Raw genomic sequence first — 20,897 nt, 5'->3', positions numbered from 1 at the left:
CCACAAAGTAGTATGACTCAACACATAACTCCCATCCGGCTTTTCGGCCTGTTGGCGATCGTGATCAGCGTCGCACAGCCCTTGCTGACCTCTAATGACCTGGTAGCTGCTGCTTCTACCAGAAAACCGGCTGATTTTTATTCGAATTCGGTGCTGTTAAACGGCAGACCACTGGACGAGTCCACCTTTTCGCTTCAAAGCCGAGGAACGTTGGTCGTCGTGGCAGGAAGCTCTATTTCGTACGGAACGGAGCGCATCCCGTTTCGTATTTACCTCAGGCGAGCCGGTTCAATTATCCATCATGGCCAATCGGACCCAACACGGGATGTGTATACGGCCGACGTATCGCAAGTGCTGGCCTTTGCTGTTCCCGGCGACGAACTGGTTATTGAGCCTTCCTGGCAATCGAACGCGCTAATGAAACGTAGCATTCAAGTAAAAACGAACTGGCCGTTACCCATGAACTGGCTCTTCAGCGCACCCGGTCGCGGGTGTTAGTCAATTACTTATCTTTGAGCTAAATCAGGAACAGCCATGAACGCATCCACTACGTCTATCCCTCGCCCTTTTGTGGCGCTCATGGCTGTTCTAGTCGCTGGCTTTCTCTTTGCTCTTTTCGCTCAACTCACCCCATCCATCGGTGAAAATCCGTATTCAGCCGAAAAGGTGAACCTGGCGCTCCGACGTACCGCTCATCACCTGCTTACCGAAGCGGGTGACAGAAAGTCTCAGATTCCGCCCGTTCAACAGCCGAAGCCGGGCACATTTCTCATTCGGCTAGGTCGCACGTTTGATTACAATCGACTACCGATATTGCTGGACCAATCGCTGAAGCGGCATGGGATCAACGGCAATTATGACGTAGCGGTACTGGACTGCGAGAAAGGTGACGTGCTGCTGGGCTATAACTTCCGTGACATAACGACGGACAAGTCAGTGGCCTGTGGTGGTCGCCAACAAACGGGTACCTGTTACATAGTCCAGCTCACCTTGCTTAAGACAGAAACTCCGAACCAGCCAGTTCCAACCTGGGGTCTCTTCGCCTTTGGTTGCCTGCTAGCCGGCCTTTTGTTTACCGCCTGGCGTCGAACCACACCAACGCCACAAATACCCGTAGTGAGTTCATCCCCCCCCAGTAAACCCGAGCACCAACCGATTCAGTTCGGAAATTCCAGCTTCGACTTTTCTAACCAGACGCTTACCCTGGGAACGACCCGACATGAACTGACCTATCGCGAAGCCAAACTCCTTCACCTGTTCGTCCGGAACCTCAACCAGCTCCTGGACCGTGACTTCATCCTGAAATCAGTTTGGGAAGATGAAGGCATTATTGTCGGACGTAGCGTCGATGTCTTTGTTTCCCGCCTGCGTAAACTACTCCAGGATGACCCTGCCGTACGTATCGTCGCCGTGCATGGCGTAGGCTACCGTTTTGAAGTGCGTCAGCCTGAGTAGTGACCTTTACCGCTTTTAATGATACTTTTTCCTGTGCTCCCTTTCCCAAACGTAACCTCTATTGTACTCCTGCCGCATCATACCCCACCCGGCCTCCCCTTGTGGGGAGGAGTTTTAACCGGCAGCTTTGCTCCTCCCCCTCGAAGGGGAGGTTGGGATGGGTAATTAAGCGCAAAACGTATCTCAAGCGGTGCTAAGTCTGGCAATCGGCATTACCCGAACGTATCACGTTAGCTGGTAATAGAGGGTGACCAGGCCAGTTGAGTACGCTTTTGAACCGGTAAGCCTCAGGTGAACACGGTCCTGGAGGTTAACAAACAACGGCTTGCCCGCGCCCAGCAAAATTGGGTGAACAGCCAGAAAGACTTCATCAACCAGTCCAGCATTCATGAAGGCACTTGTTAAATCAGCCCCACCGAACAGCCAGATGTCTTTACCAGGCTGATCTTTAAAGGCGTTGACCTGCACTTTCAGGTCGCCACGCATCAACTCGGCTCCCTCGCCCACTGCGGTCAGCGTATTGGAGAAAACGTATTTTTTGAATTCCGAAAACTGATAATTGCTGGCTTCTTCGGCCGGATTATTCATCAGTTCGTAACTTTTTCGCCCGATAAAAATTGAATCGATACGTTCCAGAAAGGCGCTCATGCCATAATCCTGATCGGTGAAACACCAGTCGTATTCGCCGTTGGGACCTTCGATGTAGCCATCCAGACTGACGGCCAGCCCTAAAATTACCTTACGCATAGAGTTGTTCGATTGGTTTTGGCAAAGTTGCAAACGAACGGACAGGCTTACTTGTAAAAATCGGACATCAACATAAGATGTAGTTCGCCTGGAGCAGTTGACGCGGGCTTAAGCCGGAATACTCCCGGCACGCATGAATGAAATGCGATTGATCATAGTAGCCGCTGTCATAGGCGATCTGAGTCAGATTATAATCAGGAGAAATTTTGAGTTGCGCCAGGGCGTGTTTAAATGCCGTGATTCGGGCAAATTCTTTGGGTGCCAGTCCAACACATTGGTTAAATCGACGGATCAGTTGGCGGTTGCTGATGCCAATGCGATTGGCTAATTCCTCCAGCGAGAGTTGACCGTGCACCTGGCTGATCTGATCAATGCATCTGGCAACACCCAGGTCATATTGGCTAGCTTTTGCCAACTGCCGAATCAGATGCTGCTGAATACACTGCACCCGTTGCGTCATGGTTGGTGCCTCATCAACGGACTGCTGCATCTCGTCAGCACTACGTCCCCACAAATCCTGTAAATCAACCACCTGATTGGCAACAGCCTGCATCGGTACAGGAAAGAATGAATAAGCGCTACCGCTCCAGAAACAAACCGACACGTACGATACGCTGCTGAACGTCCGAACGTCCATAAACTGATTCATTCGGGACGTAACGAAACTTCGACTGACATGCGCAATCTTACCAACTGACGAAGCGATGGATTGCGGCTCGCCGGTGTTCACGAAGAGCTCAACGCACGTATCGGGCAGCACCCGGATAGGGTCAGACGTAACAGCGGATGTATCGCTTTCTACCGTGCAAATTTCCCGGACAAAAGGCCTCAGCAGCGGGGCAATATTGTAGTGTCTGACTTGCATTACCCAAAGATACACATTTAGTTTTCTGCGTCCGGTTTACGGACAGTCGATGTCCAGAATCGGACAGGCGACTTAGCCGTTGTTTCTAAAAACAACCCTTACTGAGCGTTAAAAGGCGTTTCTCGTGATTGGCACCGCATTTGATCGACATTATCGGAATAAATACCAATACCATGAAACGAGCCTTTCTGGGAGAGTTTGAAGAAGTGGTCATGCTGACCGTTGCTATCCTCGACGAAGAAGCCTACGGCGTTACCGTAACACAGGAGATTGAGCAGAAAACGGGCCGGTCGGTGGGCTTCAGCACGGTTCACACGACCCTGCAACGGCTGGAAGAGAAAGGCTTTTTGTACTCGTGTATGGGGGGAGCTACCGCCGAGCGGGGCGGGCGCCGGAAGCGCTTTTTTACGGTGACGGCGACTGGTCGAAAGGCTTTGCAGGAAGTCAAACAAGTACGCGAAGAACTGTGGGGTTCGCTGCCTCCACAGACACTGCAACTGATGGGTACCTAATCCGACGGCGTATGAGCACCCAGAATCCTCTTCCACCCCGTTGGGCCCAGAAGCTCCTGAGTTGGTGGGCTCACCCCGACACGCGGGAAGACGTGCAGGGCGACCTGCTGGAACTGTACGCCTACTGGGTCAACTCAGTGGGCAAACGCCGGGCCGACTGGCGCTACAGCCTGAACGCCCTGAAGTTAGTACGACCCTTTGCCAAACCTGAACGATCCACCCGCTACACGCAACCTTTTTTTTTACATCCCGCTATGATCCGCAACTATTTAACCATTGCCTGGCGTAACCTCAACCGAAACCGGGCCTTCTCGGCCATCAATATCGCAGGCTTGTCGATCGGGCTGGCTACGTGCATCCTCATCAGCCTGTTCGTGGTTGACGAGCTGAGCTTCGACCGCTATAACGCAAAAGCTGATCGCATTGTCCGGGTTGTATTTCGGGGAACTATGAACGGGGAGAAAATGCGGGAAGCCAACGTAATGCCCCCCGTCGCACAAACGCTCAAAGCCGACTACCCGGAAGTGATAGAAGCGACCCGATTACGTACGGGTGGGTTTCCCCGGATTACGTACGGTGATAAAACATTCCGCGAGGGCGCATTTACGTTTGTCGACTCTAACTTCTTCCAGGTCTTCACGCTGCCCTTTCTGAAAGGCGACCCCAAAACGGCCCTGGTGCGCCCCAACACCGTTGTCATCACGACGGTACTTGCCCAGAAATACTTTGGCAACGACGATCCAATTGGCAAAGTCCTGACTGTTAAAGACCGGCAGACGGCCTATACCATAACCGGTGTAATCGACCCGGTACCGGCTAATTCGCACTTTCATTTCGATCTCTTCGCGGCCATGTCCACCTTACCGGAAGCGAAGTCAACATCCTGGATACAGTCAAATTTCTATACCTACCTGGTCTTACCCGATGGGTATGATTACAAACGACTGGACGCCAAACTGCCTCAGGTGGCCGAGAAATACATGGCTCCCCAACTAAGACAGATGATGGGCGTGAGTCTGGCGGAATTCCGCAAAAAAGGCAACGATATTGGGTTGTCGCTCCAACGACTAACCGACATCCACCTCCATTCCGACATGAAACCGGAAACGGATCTGGAGCCCGGTGGCGACATTCGGTACGTTTATCTGTTTGGTGCCATTGCGGTGTTCATGCTGCTGTTGGCCTGCATCAACTTCATGAACCTATCGACGGCGGGGGCGACAAAGCGAGCTAAAGAAGTGGGCATTCGGAAAGTGATGGGCTCAGCGAAGGGCAAACTGGTCGGTCAGTTCCTGGCCGAATCTACCCTGTTGACCGCTTTGTCATTAGTCCTGGCGCTTGGTATCGTCTGGCTGGCCCTCCCATACCTAAACGAGCTTAGCGGCAAAGCGCTACGTCTGAATTTCCTGCAAACGCCCTGGCTGCTACCGGTCCTAGTCTTGTTTGGCGTATTGGTTGGCCTGTTGGCGGGTAGTTATCCGGCCTTCTTCCTGTCGTCTTTCCGGCCCATTGCCGTGTTGAAGGGGAATGTTACGGCGGGTCAGTTTAGACCCGGCAGCAGTTTTACTGTACGCGGTGGCTTAGTGGTTTTCCAGTTCTTTGTTTCGTTCACGCTGTTAGTAGGCACAACAGTTGTTTATCAGCAGCTTCGCTACATCCAGAATACCAAACTGGGGTACGACAAAGACCAGGTACTAGTACTGCATGGCACCGGGGCACTGGGCAAAAACGAAGATGTTTTCCGTCGCCAGTTACTGAAGGATGCCCGCGTTCAGAACGCCAGCATATCGGCTTACCTACCTAGTGGACCGACCTATATGAGTATGTTTTCGCTGTATCCCGAAGCGCATAATGAGCAGGTGAGACGGATCATCCTCTACGGAATTGATTCGAATTACCTTCCGACGCTCGGCATGAAGGTAGTGGCGGGCCGAAACTTCTCGCCGTCGTTTGGTACGGACTCTATGGGCGTACTTATCAACGAAACAGCCGCCCGCCTGTTCGGCTGGGGTAACGATGCCATCGGTCGTACGCTTATTAACCCCAACAACGAGGGCATCGAAACAAAGTATCAGGTCGTTGGGGTTGTCCGCGACTTTCATTTCCGGTCGCTGCACGAGCAGATTGCCCCCCTGGCCATGACGTTACGCGGCAACTCCGGCTCGATCATCGTTAAGACGAAGACAAAAGATATCGAGAGTCTGCTGGCTTATGCCAAAACGCAATGGGCCACCTTCAGCACGGACGAACCCTTTGTGTATTCGTTCCTCGACGAACGCTATCAGACTACTTACGAAGCGGAACTGAAAACAGGTCGTATTCTGGGCATTTTTGCCGGATTAACGATCTTCATCGCCTGCCTGGGTCTGTTCGGTCTGGCAACGTTTACCGCCGAACAACGGACGAAAGAGATCGGTGTTCGCAAGGTGCTGGGCGCGTCGGTGCCAAACATCGTCGCGCTGCTGTCGAAAGATTTCTTGAAACCGGTGCTGCTGGCCATTCTCATCGCGTCGCCTATTGCCTGGTACGTCACTGATCTGTGGTTACAGAACTTCGCGTATAAGATTGATATTGAGTGGTGGATGTTCGTGCTGGCGGGTGTGCTGGCCATCAGCATCGCCCTGCTAACGGTCAGCTTCCAGAGCATCAAAGCGGCCCTGATGAACCCAATTAAATCCCTACGGTCCGAGTAATGAAAACGAAGCCACCCCGCTGGGCCGAGCAACTCCTCAACGCGTTCGGCCATCCCGACACGCGGGAAGAAGTTCAAGGCGACCTGCTGGAGCTGTACGCCTATTGGGTTAGCACCGTCGGTAAACGCCGGGCCGACTGGCGCTATGGCCTGAGTGTGCTGAAATTGTTACGTCCATTGGCCAAACCCAAACAAGTATCTGAATACCCTCAACCTTTTCTGCTGAGCCCCGATATGATACGGAATTACATCTTAATCGCCTTCAGAAATCTGTGGCGCAAAAAAGCCTTTTCGGCCATCAATATTGTTGGGCTGGCAGTGGGATTAGCGACCTGTTTACTAATCACCGTATTCGTATTACACGAACTGAGTTATGATCGGTACCATGCCAAAGCCGACCGGATGTACCGCATGATCATGCTCGGTCAGCTAGGTGGCAAAGAACTTAAAACCGCTTTTTCTGGCGTTCCGGCAGGTCCGGCACTGGTTCACGATTACCCAGGCGTTGAAGCCTCAGTCCGGCTCTATGGAGAAGGAACGTTTATTGTTAAGCATGGCACCGAACGCTTTAAGGAGGAACACGTCATTTTTCCCGACTCGAACTTCTTCAGCTTCTTTTCGATCCCCCTCCTGAAGGGCGATAAACGTACTGTACTCACTGATCCGAATACACTAGTCATTACGGAGACAATCGCCAGGAAATACTTCGGTGCGCAAAATCCCGTCGGGAAAACCCTGACTCTGGGTACCCGTGGCCTTTTCCGGGTGACGGGTGTATGCCAGGATGTGCCCTCGAATACCCATTTTCAGTATACTATGTTTGCGTCAATCAGCTCGGTTCAACTGCGGAATACGTGGTTATCGAGTGGTGTCCAGACATACGTTATTCTACGGCCTGGGTATTCGATTGACAAACTTCAGGCGCAAATGCCTGGCTTAGTCAATAAATACATTGGCTCAGAGCTTCAGCAACTACTGGGTATAAGTCTGGCTGAGTTTACCCGCAAAGGCGACCGATTGGGCTTCCAGTTTCAGCCGGTTACCGACATTCATCTTCGGTCTGAGCTAGAAGGTGAAATTGAGCCCAATGGCGACATTAAATACGTGTACATATTTTCGGCTATCGCCCTGTTTATTCTGCTGATTGCCTGCATAAACTTCATGAACCTGTCAACCGCCGGATCAGCAGGCCGGGCTAAGGAGGTTGGCATTCGCAAGGTGCTTGGTTCCGTTCAGCAGCAGTTAATCAGTCAGTTTCTGAGCGAGTCGGTCCTGATTACATTCCTGGCCTTATTGATTGCCCTGGGTATTGTCATAGCCGTTTTGCCAAGCTTCAACCAGCTAGCAGACAAGCAGTTTAGCATAAGCACAATCGTTAACGGCTGGATGCTGCCAGGCATTGGTTTGGCCTGCCTGCTGATCGGTCTGCTGGCAGGTAGTTATCCGGCCTTTTTCCTATCTGCTTTCAAGCCCATAAGCGTCCTGAAAGGGAGTGGCTCTGCCCTGGCGTCACGCGTTCAAGGCGGTGCCCGGAGCGGTTGGTTACGGAATACGCTGGTAACGGTTCAGTTTGTGGTGTCGATCGGCATGATCATTGGTACCTTGATCGTCTACCAACAGCTTCATTTTATTCAGAGCAAGAAAGTGGGGTATGATAAAGATCAGGTGCTTATTCTGCACGACACCTACGCGCTTGGCGATAAGGCCAACACGCTTAAAACAGAATTAGCGGAACTATCGCAGGTACGAGGGGTTTCGATGGCGGGGTATCTGCCTGCCGGAGCCTCCAGCAACGGAGTCGAGGGATTCAAGATCGACAAGGGGGCTGGCGAGTCTGTTACGTACCGCAACAAATCGTATTACATTGACGAGAGCTACCTGCCCACATTAGGCATTCGTGTGGCTCAGGGGCGAAATTTCTCTAAAGCCTTTCCGTCTGACAGTTCAGCGGTCCTGATCAACGAAGCAGCCGCCCGGCAGTTTGGCTGGAAAAGTCCCGTTGGCCACCAAATCTCGACGGTCGGCAACGGCAGTCTCGAAAGCCGGCGTACGTATACTATTGTTGGTGTTGTAAAAGACTTTCATTTCGAGTCGATGCACCAGAACATTGCACCGCTGGTTATGATTTACGGCGCCGACAACTACCAAATGGCCCTGCGCATCAGCACAAAGAATGTACCCGACTTATTACGTTTGGTGGAGCAGAAATGGAAAGCGCAAACAAACAATCCATTCGCCTACTCATTTCTGAGCGAACGGTTCAATACAATGTATCAGTCGGAGCAACGTATCGGCCAATTGTTCAGCATCTTCGCTAGCCTGACCGTTTTCATTGCCTGCCTGGGTCTGTTTGGGTTAGCCATGTTCACAGCGCAGCAACGCACCAAGGAGATTGGCGTTCGTAAAGTGCTGGGCGCATCCGTTACCAGCATCATTGGGCTGTTATCGAGTGATTTCCTGAAACCGGTTCTCGTCGCTATGCTGATTGCCTCTCCGATTGCGTGGTACGCTATGCATCGCTGGCTACAGGATTTTGCTTATAAAATTGACATTGCCTGGTGGGTATTTGCGCTAGCTGGTCTACTAACAACAGCCGTAGCGTTACTAACGGTCAGCTATCAAAGTATCAAAGCCGCCCTTACGAATCCGGTGAAGTCACTTAAGACGGAGTAAAAGAAAAGAGGGTGTAAAGGGACAAAGAGGATAAATTTAACTGTGCACCTCTCCCCTTTTTCCCTCATCCCTTTACTTCCCTTCTCCCTTTCTTTCCCCTTAACCCTATGCTTCACAATTATCTGAAAATAGCCGGTAGAAATCTGCTTCGGAATAAGGTTTCCTCCTTCATCAATATTGGCGGACTGGCCGTTGGCATGACCGTAGCCCTGCTCATTGGCCTATGGATCTGGGACGAATTTTCGTTTGATACGTATCATCAGCGCTACGACCGGCTGGCGCAGGTGATGGACACGCAAATCGTCAACGGCGAAACCCACACCAGCGGAGCCGTCGCGATTCCGCTCGCCAACGCCTTACGTACTCAATACGGCAGTGATATCAAGCGTATGGCGCTGGTGTTTCCGAGCTTCACGCACATTCTGGCCAATGGCGACAAAAAGATCGCCCAGCCGGGCGTATGGGCTCAGCCCGACCTGCCCGAAATGCTTACGCTGGATATGCGGCAGGGTCGACGGGATGCCCTGAACGATCCATCTTCGGCCTTACTCGCTCAGTCGCTGGCCGAAGCCTTGTTTGGCAACACCAATCCCATTGGCAAGACCCTGAAATTGGACAACCGCACCTATGTGAACGTAGCGGGCGTATTCAACGACCTACCTCATAACACCACTTTCAGCGACACTAAGCTTTTTCTGTCCTGGAACAAGGTTGTCAACGATCTGAGCTGGGTGAAGGAAGCCGAAACCCAGTGGGATTTGCAACACTGGCAGCTGTTCGTGGAGTTGAACGACCGGATTGACCTCAACAAACTGAATGACCGAATTAAAAACCTTGAGAATACGTACCGGCCGAAAAGCAAGTCCGAAATTCTACTGCATCCAATGGCCCGCTGGCACTTATACAGCGAGTTTCAGAATGGGCAGTCGGTTGGCGGCCGGATTCAGCTCGTCTGGCTGTTCGGCATCATCGGCGGCTTTGTGCTGCTGCTGGCCTGCATCAATTTCATGAACCTGAGTACGGCCCGCTCCGAAAAGCGCGCCAAAGAAGTCGGCATTCGCAAAGCAGTCGGGTCGGTACGTAGTCAACTGATTGGTCAGTTCCTGAGCGAATCGCTGCTGGTTGCCTTTCTCGCCTTTGTACTGATGGTTGGTCTGGTGGTGGTCACGCTTCCGGCTTTCAACCAACTCGCCGGTAAAACCATTTCGATTTCGTGGTCGAACCCGACGCTTTGGCTATCGGTGCTGGCTTTTACCCTGCTGACTGGACTCATTGCCGGTAGCTATCCTGCTTTCTATTTATCAGGTTTCGAGTCGGTAAAGGTGCTGAAAGGTAACCATCGCGTGGGGCGATGGGCCTCGGTTCCCCGTCAGGTACTGGTCGTGGTTCAGTTTACGGTATCGATTACGTTGATTATCGGCACCGTGATTGTGTTTCAGCAGATACAACACGCCAAAAACCGGCCAGTAGGCTACGCCCGTAACGGGCTGATTACGGTCCAGAAAAATACGCCCGAGCTGTTTCAGGTATCGTACCAGGCCATTCGTAACGACCTGCTGCGGACCGGTGTCGTCAAGGATATGGCGTATTCGTCCGCCCAATCCACCGAAGCCCCGGCGGGTAACGCCGACTTCGACTGGAACGGAAAGGTACCGGGTTCCTCGGCCCTGATCCAGACAGTTGGGGTTAGTCACGACTACGGCAACACGATGGGCTGGAAAATGAAGGCCGGACGTGATTTTTCGAGGCAGTTCCCGACCGATTCGAACGCCTTGATTTTGAACGAAACGGCGGCCAGGCTAATGGGTTTCGGGCAGTTGGCCGTTGGCCAGATTGTTCGGTGGGGCGGGAAACCGCATTCGGTCATTGGCGTGGTAAACGATCTGGTCATGGAATCGCCCTACCAGCCCATTCAGCCTTGCCTGTTCGTGCTGGATTACAAATGGGGCAATTTCATTACGCTACGTCTTAAACCCAGCCTGCCGGTACGTGACGCACTGGCCAAGATCGAGCCGATTTTCAAAACGTATAACCCCGGTAGTCCCTTTGAATTCAACTTTGTCGACGACGAATACGCCCGCAAATTTTCTGATGAAGAGCGTATCGGCAACCTGGCGACTACGTTCGCGATTCTGGCCATTTTCATCTCCTGCCTCGGCTTGTTTGGGCTCGCTTCGTTCGTGGCTGAGCAGCGTACCAAAGAGATTGGTGTGCGGAAAGTGCTTGGCGCATCCGTACTGAACGTGTGGACCTTACTGTCGAAGGAATTTATAACGCTGGTCGTCATTGCGTTTGCCATTGCTACGCCCATAGCCTATTACGCGCTTCATGCATGGCTTCAGCAATACGAGTACCGTACCGACATAGCCGGGTGGGTGTTTATCGCGTCGGGCGTGGCGGCCCTCCTCGTTACGCTGCTGACGGTGAGCTTCCAGAGTCTCAAAGCCGCGCTGATGAACCCGGTCAGAAGTTTGCGGAGCGACTAAGCTCTTTAAGCCTGCTTTCCGAACAGGTACTCGGTTGTTTTGATCAGGCCCGGCCACTTCAGTGCCGGGCTTTTTTGATGGCCTCAACCCGCCCCTCTGCCCTGCTTTCTGACCCAAAGTTGAGCGATATCAGAGCTGGTCATCACCAGCGTCCGCGCACCCTAAATGAAGCTAAACTTTAACAACACCACAGCGAGTTTTGCTCTAAAAAAGTTACTGACTGACTCAAAATGGAACATGTTTGCTAAAAATGGAACATGTGTGATAGACTTTGACCTATCGGCCTACCTAGATTTGCCCCACGACTTTAACTCATAAAATGTTTATGAAACCAACTTTACCAACCGGGCTACGCAAGTGGCAAATCAGGCTGCTAGCCCTGCTGTTTCTGCCCCTGCTGTCTTCGATAGCCAGCGCTCAATGTGATAATATCACCTTAAGTACTCAACAGCAGGTCGATGCATTTGCCCAGTCCGGATGTACAACTATCTCTGGCAATTTAACCATATCAGGACCTGACATCACCAATTTGGATGGCCTAAGCAGTCTGACCAGTGTGGGCGGTAGCGTATACATCGAGGACAATGCCAGCTTGACCAGCCTCGCTGGTTTGAGTGGACTCTCCCACACAGATATCAACAGAGACCTACAAATATCACGTAATGCTGAGCTGACCAGTCTGGACGGCTTAAACAGTCTGACCAGCGTGGGCGGTAATCTTCGCATCGATGAAAACGCCAGCCTGACCAGCCTCGCTGCCCTAAGCAAACTCATCCAAGCAAAGGGCAACCTACAAATATCACGTAATGCTCAACTGGCCAGGCTGGACGGCTTAAGCAGTCTGCCCCGTGTTGACTATAATCTAATCATTGAGGACAATGCCAGCCTGACCAACCTCGCTGCTCTAAGCGGACTCACCCTGATAGGGATCGACCTACGAATATCACGTAATGCTGAGCTGACCAGTCTGGACGGCTTAAGCAATCTGACCCGTGTTTTAAACGATATTGAAATTCGGGATAATGATAAACTAAGCAGCTTAGATGGGCTGGAAAAGTTGACGAGCGCGGGGGGCCTCGATATTTTCTCCAATAAGAAATTGAGCAGCATAACGGGAGTAAGTAGTCTGACTAGCCTGAGGAGTTTAAGCATTTATGACAGTCCTGTAAGCAGCCTGGCAGGTCTGGAGAAGCTAACCAGCCTCTCCTCATACCTGAACCTTGATGACACTAACCTAAGCGATTTAACGGGTTTGAGCAGCCTTACCAGTATTGGTAGCGTGAACATCGTTAGAAACTCAGGGCTCAGGAGCCTGAATGGCTTGAATAAGCTAACGAGTATCGGGAGAGGCCTTACGATTATGAGCAACGGTTTAACCAGTATATCTGCCCTAAGTAGTCTGACCAGTATTAGGGGCGATCTGGAAATCACCAGCAACGACGATTTGAGCCAATGTAGTATTGAAGCCCTCTGCCGCTACCTGACTAACCCGTCCGGCTCCATAGACATTTCGTCCAATGATACTGGCTGCAATTCTAGAGAAGAGGTAGAAGACCGTTGTTCGACTTTAACCGTCTCTCCGCTCTCCAGCGGCTCTATTGTCTGCACCGGAGCTACAGTAACGGTTACCGTCTCCACCACTGGCCCTGCCCGTAATTATGCCTGGTATCGAGATAACACCCTCCTGGCCAGTCAGACCTCGGCTACCCTCACCCTGCCCAACACCCAGACCGCCGATGCAGGTACTTACCGGGTCGTGGTCAGCAACTCGGTGACTAGTCTCACCTCTACGGCTTTCAATCTGACGGTCAACCCTACCCCTATCCTCAGCATCAGTCCATCGACCACTGCCATCTGTAGCGGGCAAAGCGCCACCTTCACCGCTCAAGGCGCAGACTCCTTCCAGTGGCAGGGACCGGGCGGCTTTGCCAGCACGGCCAGCAGCATCACCGTTTCGATTGCAGGATCTTACTCCGTGAGCGGCACCAACAGCTTCGGCTGCTCGGCTTCGGCTACCGCCAGCCTGAGCGTCAACCCCACGCCCAGCGTGAGTCTGAGTGCCAGTGGACCGCTCACCTGCAACCAGACCAGCGTTAGCTTAGTGGCGACAGGGGCAGAGCCGGGAGCTACCTATCGCTTTAGTGGCGGGGGACTCTCTGGCCAGCCCAGTTCTTCATCTGCCGTTTCGGTCACCGCCAGCGGCACCTACTCCGTGACGGTGACTACAACCGGTGGTTGCTCGGCTACAGCCACTACTGAAGTGACCGGCAGCACCGCCCCGCCTAGCGTTACCCTGACTAACAGCGGGCCTTTGTCGTTTACCAACACTAGCGTGACGCTCACGGCTACCGAAGGAGCGGGCTACAGCTACTCCTTCAGTCAGGGGGCTGTTCAGCAAGGCAGTAGCAACAAGGCTCAGGTCACCACGGCGGGCGTTTATTCAGTGACGGTGACCCGGCAGGACAACGGCTGTTCGACGACGGCTTCTACTGCTGTACTGGGTGGCAACAACCCCACCGTGTGCCGGGGTGCATCGGCGACAATCAACGTAGTGGTAGAGGGTGATCCCATCCGCTACGAGTGGTACAAGAACAGCCTCACTAGCCCCAAGCTCATGGAGACGCCCCAACTCTTCCGCGGTACAGCGACAAGCAGCTTAACCTTGATCAACGCCCAGAGCAACACGCAAGGCAACTTCTTCTTGAAAGTGACTGATCGTTCAGGCAGTGTTAGAGTCTACGGCCCCTACCGGCTGACAGTCGACGGCAGTTGCCGGGCTCGGGAAGTAGCTCAATTGGAGATACCGTTACAGGTAGAACTAGCGCCCAATCCTATCCAACAGGATCGTCTTCGTGCTATAGTACGCGGTGCTGAAGGTCGCTCGTTACAGGTAGAGCTGGTTGATCTAAGTGGTAAGCCCATTCGTCAGCAGCACTGGTCGCAGGCCGACGCCCAACACCTGCTTGATTGGGATATGCAGGGGCAAGCTAGTGGGCTGTATCTTTTGCAGATCGTCAGTGAAGGTAGCGCAGGTCTGCCCGCTCAGCGCCAAAGCGTGAAGGTAGTTAAGCCCTAAACGTTGACTGTTTCTAAAAAAGCCCGGCCCCAGACCAGTCGGGCTTTTTTATGCCCCTCCACCTACGCTAATCTTTTTATTCCCTTAGTTACTTGCGAAGTAGTATACACCTGTAGTAGTTTTATAACAAATTAGGCTTACTCTTCTTTTAATCAACTCCTTATGAAGCACCTGTTTACTCTTCTTTTTTTAATCGTTAGCTGGGCGGGATTGCCAAGCCAAGCGCTAGCGCAACGCTATATAACAATCGCCCAAGATAAGGGCAAGCCTAAGTTACTTGTCTCTGAAAACAATCTTTCATTTCAGAAGGCAGGAGCTAGGCAAGCGGCTGAGCAGTGTGCTGATCTCATCGCCACACAGATACGTCAAACCGTTTGCGCAGGGGATGGACCTGTCTTTAATTCGATTTTCCAATTTTCCACTGCGGGGCCCTTTTCAGGCCCCTCTCCTGTATTAGCCCTTGAACTATCGGATGGATCAGGAAATTTCGATAACCCAACAGAGTTGATTCCACCTACTGGAGCGAGTCCTTTTTCTCAATTATTATTTCGTGCAAAATTACCCGCTAACCTCCCCCTGGGTACTAATTATAAGATTCGCATTCGAGATGTTACTAATTCTTGTGTGACAAACGAGATTGGCCCATTAACTATTCTACCAACACCTTCGTCGGCTACCTTAATCAGCAGCGGCCCGATCTCCTGTGCCAACCCATCCGTTCAACTCTCGGCTACAGGTGGGCTGGAAGGAGCCAGTTACCGATTCACCGGGCAAGGTCTGGCGGGTGAACCTACCTCTTTGACGGCAGTTTCTGTCACCGCATCTGGTACGTATTCGGTCACGGTGACTAATCCGGGCGGCTGCTCAGCCACGGCCACCACACAGGTAACGGGCAACACAGCCCCTCCCCAGGAGGTGACCCTAGGCAGCAGTGGTACGTTGACCTGCGCTCAAACCAGCGTCAGTCTGACGGCAGGTAGTAGTACTACGGGGGTGACATATAGGATAACTGGACCAGACGGTTTTAGCGCCATTGGTCCACGGGCGAGTGTCGATACTCCGGGCACCTACACCGTTATAGCAACGGGTACCAATGGCTGCACCGCTACGGCTACGACGGAGGTAGAAGCTGATTTTGAGGGAGTAACCCTGTTCATAAGCGGTTCAACCTCTGTCGTCTTAACCTGTAGCCAGCCAACGGTGCCCATTTCCTTTAGCTCAACCGGTACGGTTAGTATTGACGTACCGCCAGGAGCGCCTAAAGTGATCTCAGGCAATCAGATCACTGTCAGCGAGCCCGGTGCGTACACCTTCACGGCCACTAACCCCACTTCGGGCTGCTTAATCATAACCTTTATCAACGTCAGCCGAGACTTAACACCACCCCAGAGCGCAAGCCTGACAAGTAACGGCCAATTGAGCTGCAATCAACCCAGCGTCACCCTGACGGCCACTGCTAGTTCAACCAGTACGCTTAGTTACAGTTTTGCCGGGCCAAGTTCGTCCACCATCACGCAAAATGGAAGTGCATCGGCTACGGTCAATGGCCCCGGTACGTATACGGTGACGGTGAGTGGCACTAACGGCTGTACAGCTACGGCCACCACCGAAGTAACGGGCAACACCGCACCGCCTAGCGTCACCTTGACCAACTCTGGCCCCTTGTCCTTTACCAACACCAGTGTGACGCTCACGGCAACAGCCGGGCAGGGTTACAGTTATAGCTTCAGCCAGGGCGCTGCTCAACAAGGGGGTAGCAACAAGGCTACATTGAATACAGCGGGCGTTTACTCAGTAACGGTGGTTCGGCAAGACAACGGCTGTACGGCTACGGCTTCTACTACGGTGTTAGGTGGTAACAACCCAACGGTGTGCCGGGGCGGTACAGCGGTGATCAACGTAGCGGTGGAAGGAGATCCGGTGAAGTACGAGTGGTACAAAAACACGCTCACTTCGCCTAAGCTGATGGAAACACCCCAACTCTTTCGGGGAACGGCTACCAGCAGCCTGACCCTAATCAATGCCCAGACCAACACTCAGGGCAACTTCTACCTGAAAGTTACCGACCGATCAGGTACAGTCAGAGTCTACGGCCCCTACCGCTTAACGGTGGACGCCAGCTGCCGAGCCAGAGAGATTGTTCAGTTGGAAACACCGTTGCAAGTCGAGCTAGCGCCCAATCCTATCCAACAGGATCGGCTCAGAGCCGTAGTACGAGGTGCTGAGGGCCGCTCGTTACAGGTCGAGCTGGTTGATCTAAGCGGTAAGTCTATTCGTCAGCAGCACTGGTCGCAGGCCGACGCCCAACACCTGCTTGATTGGGATATGCAGGGGCAAGCTAGTGGGCTGTATCTTTTGCAGATCGTCAGCGAAGCGGGTCACGGTATACCAGCGCAGCGGCAAAGCGTGAAGGTCATCAAGCCTTAAAGAATCAGACGTATTATCTACAACCAAACAGCCCGACACTAACCAGGTCGGGCTGTTTGGTTTATCGGCCTAACCGTTCAGCTACGGCCGTAGTCGGTCAGGTTCTTGAAATTGTTTGCTACAACGCTCTTGCCAACCTTGGTTTAGCGAACACCTGACAGCTTCTCCTCGGGATTGACTTTTACGTAACCGGCTTACCGCTACCTAGTCAGCAAATCTCACGACCTGACTTCTCAGAGCACGCACCCTGCACACCGCTGCACTTACCCTATTCAGACGCTGTAATCGGCCCCGGCGTAATAGGTAGGCATACGTCCCGGTGGGCATGTTGGCTATAGTTCAGGATAAATATCCTCTGCCTGAGCAACTGCATCGGCAGGGGGCGATCTATAACTTTTTTCTCGATTAGATATGATAAGCTATTACTATGTAAGTAATTACATCTACTTTGTCTCTTTTGTTAGTATTCTTTTAGTGCGCGTCGCTACCTGTTAATGTTACCTTATCAAGTTAATTTACTCTGTTTATGAATAAAACCGTTTACGTTTCTTTTATGTATTCCCCAGCAGATGATTTTGCGGAAAAGCCTGAGGCCGACAGGACTGCTCAGTCGGCTCGATTCACTACCTACTTTTACCCGTTGAGTGTAGCAGCTCGTTGGTGGACCGTCGTTCTGATGGGCTGGCTGTGGTTGACCCTCTCCTTAACTGCCACCGCTCAAACCCCTGCTGGGGTTACCGTAGCGGGGGGCAATGGAGAGGGCTCTGGCCCCAGTCAGTTGTATAATCCCTATAGCGCAGCTGTGGATGGGGAGGGTTATGTGTACGTAGCCGATTATAATAACCACCGCATCCAGAAGTTCCCTCCCAACTCGACTTCGGCTACGGCTGGCACCACCGTAGCGGGGGGTAATGGAAAAGGCTCTGCTCCCAATCAGTTGGATTCACCCACGGGTGTAGCCGTGGATGGGGAGGGCAACATTTATGTGGCCGATTTTGGTAATAACCGCATCCAGATGTGGGAGCCGAAGGCTATCTCTGGCATTACTGTAGCGGGGGGTAGTGGAGGCTCAACTTCCAGTCAGTTGGATTCACCCACGGGTGTAGCTGTGGATGGGGAGGGCAACATCTATGTGACCGATACGTTTAACGATCGCATCCAGATGTGGGAACCGAAGGCTACCTCCGGCAAAACGGTGGTCGGAGGCAATGGAAGGGGTTCTGCCCCCAATCAGTTGTACCTCCCAGCGGAAATAGCCATAGATAGACAGGGAAATTTGTATGTGGCCGACTTTGGTAATAGCCGCATCCAGATGTGGGAACCGAAGGAAGATAAAGTTACCACCGTGGCCGGGGGCAATGGAGTAGGCTCTGCCCCAAGTCAGTTGGCTTTTCCCACAGGTGTAGCCGTAGATGGGCAAGGTAATCTGTATGTGGCCGATCGGAACAACTATCGTATTCAGCTGTGGACACCGGGAGCTTCCTCGGGCATCACAGTGGCCGGAGGCAATGGAAGGGGCTCTGCTCCCAATCAGTTGGATTCACCCTCGGGTGTCGCCGTGGATGAGGAAGGCAACATCTATGTAGCCGATTATAGTAATAACCGCATTCAAAAGTTTGTGCCCCAACCTACGCTGACCAAGCTTTCGGCTGTCCCAAACCCAGTTTGTACGGGTCAATCCCTTTCTTTCACCGCTACAGTGGGCAACCTGACGAGCAGTTACAGCTATACGCTCTCGAATGGAATTGGCACTCCCCTAACTGGTACGGCCGACAGCCCTACCTTCAGCCAGAGCCTGACGGCCACCGGTACCGGTCCTCAGAGCTATACCCTGACCCTCACTACCCCAACTGGCACAGCCACGGCCAATGTAGGGCTTACCATCAACGCCCTGCCGACTCAATATGCAGTGACCGGGGGCGGCCCCTACTGCCAGACCAGCAGTGGAGCCGTGGTAGGACTGGCAGGCTCGGAAGAAGGGGTTAGCTATCAGCTTCGACTAAATGACACCAACGTAGGCACGGCTCTGGCCGGTACGGGAACGGCGCTTGACTTTGGCCCTCAGCGCGATGCAGGCATTTACAGCGTGTTAGCCACCCGGGTCACAGGGGCCTGTCAGCAACCCATGAGTGGTTCGGTTAGCGTCAGCATCACCTCTCTGCCAACGCCTACCTTAACCAACGATGGCCCCATTACCTGCAATAATCCCAGGGCCGTCCTGAGTGCGGGTGGTGGGGAGAGTTACGTCTTTAGCGGAGCCACAACGACCAACGGTAGCAGTGCCACGGTTAGTAGTGGGGGCACCTACACGGTGACCGTCACGGCTAACGGTTGTTCATCATTCACCACCACTACTGTGGAGAGCAACACGGTAAGTCCTGAAAACGTTACCCTGAACAGTAGTGGTACGCTGACCTGCGCTCAGACCAGTGTCAATCTTATAGCAAGCAGCACCACAGAAGCGACGTATAATGTTGCCGGACCGGGTGGGTTTAGTGCAAGTGGATCAACGGTTCATGTCAACCAGCCGGGTACCTACACCCTCACTGTAGCAGGTACTAATGGTTGCACCGCTACGACCACCACTACTGTAGAGAGTAACACCACCGCTCCCCAGAATGTGACTCTAACCAACAACGGGCCCTTGACCTGTGCTAAGACCTCAGTTCAACTCAACGCATCCAGCACGACTACGGGTGTGCTGAGCTACAGCTTCGCGGGTACCAATCCCATTACTCAGGATGGCACTGCGGTGGCTACGGTGACCAATGGGGGCACCTACACCGCTACCGTGACGGGAACGAACGGCTGTGCAACAACGGCCACCACCGAGGTAAGCATCAGCCTGGCCGGTCCTACCGTAAGCCTGACCAATACGGGTCCCTTGTCGTTCACCAACAATAGCGTGACGCTCACGGCTACCGAAGGAGCGGGCTACAGTTACTCCTTCAGTCAGGGCGCTGTTCAACAAAGCGGTAACAACAAGGCTCAGGTCGCTACGGCGGGCGTCTATTCAGTGACCGTTACCCGGCAGGACAACGGCTGTTCGACGACGGCTTCTACTACTGTACTGGGCGGTTCTAGCCCCACTGCATGTAGAGGGGAATCAACGGTGATTAGCGTAGCAGTGGCCGGTGATCCCATCCGCTACGAGTGGTACAAGAACACGCTGACCAGCCCCAAGCTCATGGAGACACCCCAGCTCTTCCGCGGTACAGCGACAAGCAGCTTAACCTTGATCAACGCCCAGACCAACACCCAGGGCAACTTCTTTCTCAAAGTCACTGACCGCTCAGGCAGTGTCAGAGTTTACGGTCCCTACCGACTGACGGTCGATGGCAACTGCCGGGCTCGAGAAGCAGCCCAGCTCGAAACCCCTCTCCAGGTGGAGCTAGCGCCCAATCCCATCCAGCAGGAGCGGCTGCGGGCGGTGGTACGTGGTGCAGAGGGCCGTCCGCTACAAGTGGAACTGGTTGACTTGAGCGGTAAGCCGATACGTCAGCAGCGCTGGCAGCAGGCGGATAGCCAACACCTGATTGACTGGGATATGCAAGCTCAAAGCTCGGGTATGTACCTCTTGCAGGTGGTCAGTGAAGCCGGTATACTGTTACCGGCTCAACGGCAGAGGTTGAAGATCATCAAGCCTTAATTCGCTCCGAATTCGGATTAGCCCGGTCACTTCAGTGCCGGGCTTTTTTGTTGGCTCCAACGTACCAGTTTGCCCTGGTTTCGCAGTCCGGTTGAGGCCTATTTCAGCCTGCTAAGTTCCCAGCCAAAGTGGCCTTCCTTAAAGTTTTACTTCAACGTGTCGTCAACGGGTTTTTCTCAAAAAAAGCAGTTGACTGACCTAAAATGGAACAATAGTACAAAAATTGGAACATGTGTGATAGACTTTGTGGGGGGCGCAGTCGGAACTTTACAGCTCAATATTCATCGTTTCAATCAGCCTATGTTTTCTTTTTTA

12 protein-coding genes are annotated in these 20,897 nt (G+C 52.9%); 10 read left to right on the top strand and 2 right to left on the bottom strand.

Going from position 1 to position 20,897, the window contains the following annotated elements:
• Positions 1 to 12: 12 nt before the first annotated feature.
• The 3 genes from ACYVIY_RS05480 to ACYVIY_RS05470 are packed head-to-tail and all read left to right on the top strand — an operon-like array spanning position 13 to position 1,620.
• Positions 13 to 498, top strand: a complete 486-nt coding sequence (locus ACYVIY_RS05480) for a hypothetical protein (protein WP_460975289.1) — start codon at positions 13 to 15, stop codon at positions 496 to 498.
• Between the two features lie 36 nt (positions 499 to 534).
• A complete protein-coding gene (locus ACYVIY_RS05475; RefSeq protein WP_460975288.1) occupies positions 535 to 1,455 on the top strand; it encodes a winged helix-turn-helix domain-containing protein in 921 nt (306 codons plus the stop codon).
• A gap of 18 nt (positions 1,456 to 1,473) precedes the next feature.
• On the top strand, positions 1,474 to 1,620 hold the full coding sequence (locus tag ACYVIY_RS05470; RefSeq protein ID WP_460975287.1) for a hypothetical protein: 147 nt from the start codon (positions 1,474 to 1,476) through the stop codon (positions 1,618 to 1,620).
• A 60-nt stretch (positions 1,621 to 1,680) separates the two neighbouring features.
• On the opposite strand, the gene ACYVIY_RS05465 is transcribed toward ACYVIY_RS05470, so the two are convergent.
• Both ACYVIY_RS05465 and ACYVIY_RS05460 read right to left on the bottom strand, forming a co-directional pair.
• Entirely contained in the window at positions 1,681 to 2,202 is a 522-nt protein-coding gene (locus tag ACYVIY_RS05465; RefSeq protein ID WP_460975286.1) for a dihydrofolate reductase family protein, read from the bottom strand.
• Positions 2,203 to 2,269: 67 nt separating this feature from the next.
• The gene (locus tag ACYVIY_RS05460) at positions 2,270 to 3,067 is read right to left on the bottom strand and encodes a helix-turn-helix domain-containing protein (protein WP_460975285.1); all 798 of its coding nucleotides are present in this window, start codon (positions 3,065 to 3,067) and stop codon (positions 2,270 to 2,272) included.
• A 173-nt stretch (positions 3,068 to 3,240) separates the two neighbouring features.
• Here ACYVIY_RS05460 and ACYVIY_RS05455 point away from each other — a divergent pair, with 173 nt between their 5' ends.
• The 7 genes from ACYVIY_RS05455 (at position 3,241) to ACYVIY_RS05425 (ending at position 20,582) form a co-directional block, all read left to right on the top strand.
• Positions 3,241 to 3,579 carry a PadR family transcriptional regulator gene (locus ACYVIY_RS05455; protein ID WP_460975284.1) on the top strand — a complete coding sequence of 113 codons (339 nt, stop codon included), beginning with the start codon at positions 3,241 to 3,243 and terminating at the stop codon, positions 3,577 to 3,579.
• A gap of 11 nt (positions 3,580 to 3,590) precedes the next feature.
• Positions 3,591 to 6,272 carry an ABC transporter permease gene (locus ACYVIY_RS05450; protein WP_460975283.1) on the top strand — a complete coding sequence of 894 codons (2,682 nt, stop codon included), beginning with the start codon at positions 3,591 to 3,593 and terminating at the stop codon, positions 6,270 to 6,272.
• On the top strand, positions 6,272 to 8,944 hold the full coding sequence (locus tag ACYVIY_RS05445) for an ABC transporter permease (protein WP_460975282.1): 2,673 nt from the start codon (positions 6,272 to 6,274) through the stop codon (positions 8,942 to 8,944). The genes ACYVIY_RS05450 and ACYVIY_RS05445 overlap by 1 nt, the downstream gene beginning before the upstream one ends.
• Positions 8,945 to 9,051: 107 nt before the next feature.
• Positions 9,052 to 11,430, top strand: coding sequence for an ABC transporter permease (locus ACYVIY_RS05440; RefSeq protein ID WP_460975281.1), 2,379 nt, complete (start codon positions 9,052 to 9,054; stop codon positions 11,428 to 11,430).
• A 325-nt stretch (positions 11,431 to 11,755) separates the two neighbouring features.
• Positions 11,756 to 14,506 carry an immunoglobulin domain-containing protein gene (locus ACYVIY_RS05435; protein WP_460975280.1) on the top strand — a complete coding sequence of 917 codons (2,751 nt, stop codon included), beginning with the start codon at positions 11,756 to 11,758 and terminating at the stop codon, positions 14,504 to 14,506.
• A 624-nt stretch (positions 14,507 to 15,130) separates the two neighbouring features.
• Complete coding sequence (locus ACYVIY_RS05430; RefSeq protein ID WP_460975279.1) at positions 15,131 to 16,933, top strand: T9SS type A sorting domain-containing protein; 1,803 nt, start codon at positions 15,131 to 15,133, stop codon at positions 16,931 to 16,933.
• Between the two features lie 553 nt (positions 16,934 to 17,486).
• Positions 17,487 to 20,582: an SBBP repeat-containing protein gene (locus ACYVIY_RS05425; RefSeq protein ID WP_460975278.1), complete on the top strand. Its 3,096-nt coding sequence runs from the start codon at positions 17,487 to 17,489 to the stop codon at positions 20,580 to 20,582.
• Positions 20,583 to 20,897: the final 315 nt, after the last annotated feature.

The sequence above is a fragment of the Spirosoma knui genome (assembly GCF_054780635.1).
Note: the sequence above shows the minus strand (reverse complement) of the source record. Positions and strands in the feature narration are given on the sequence as shown.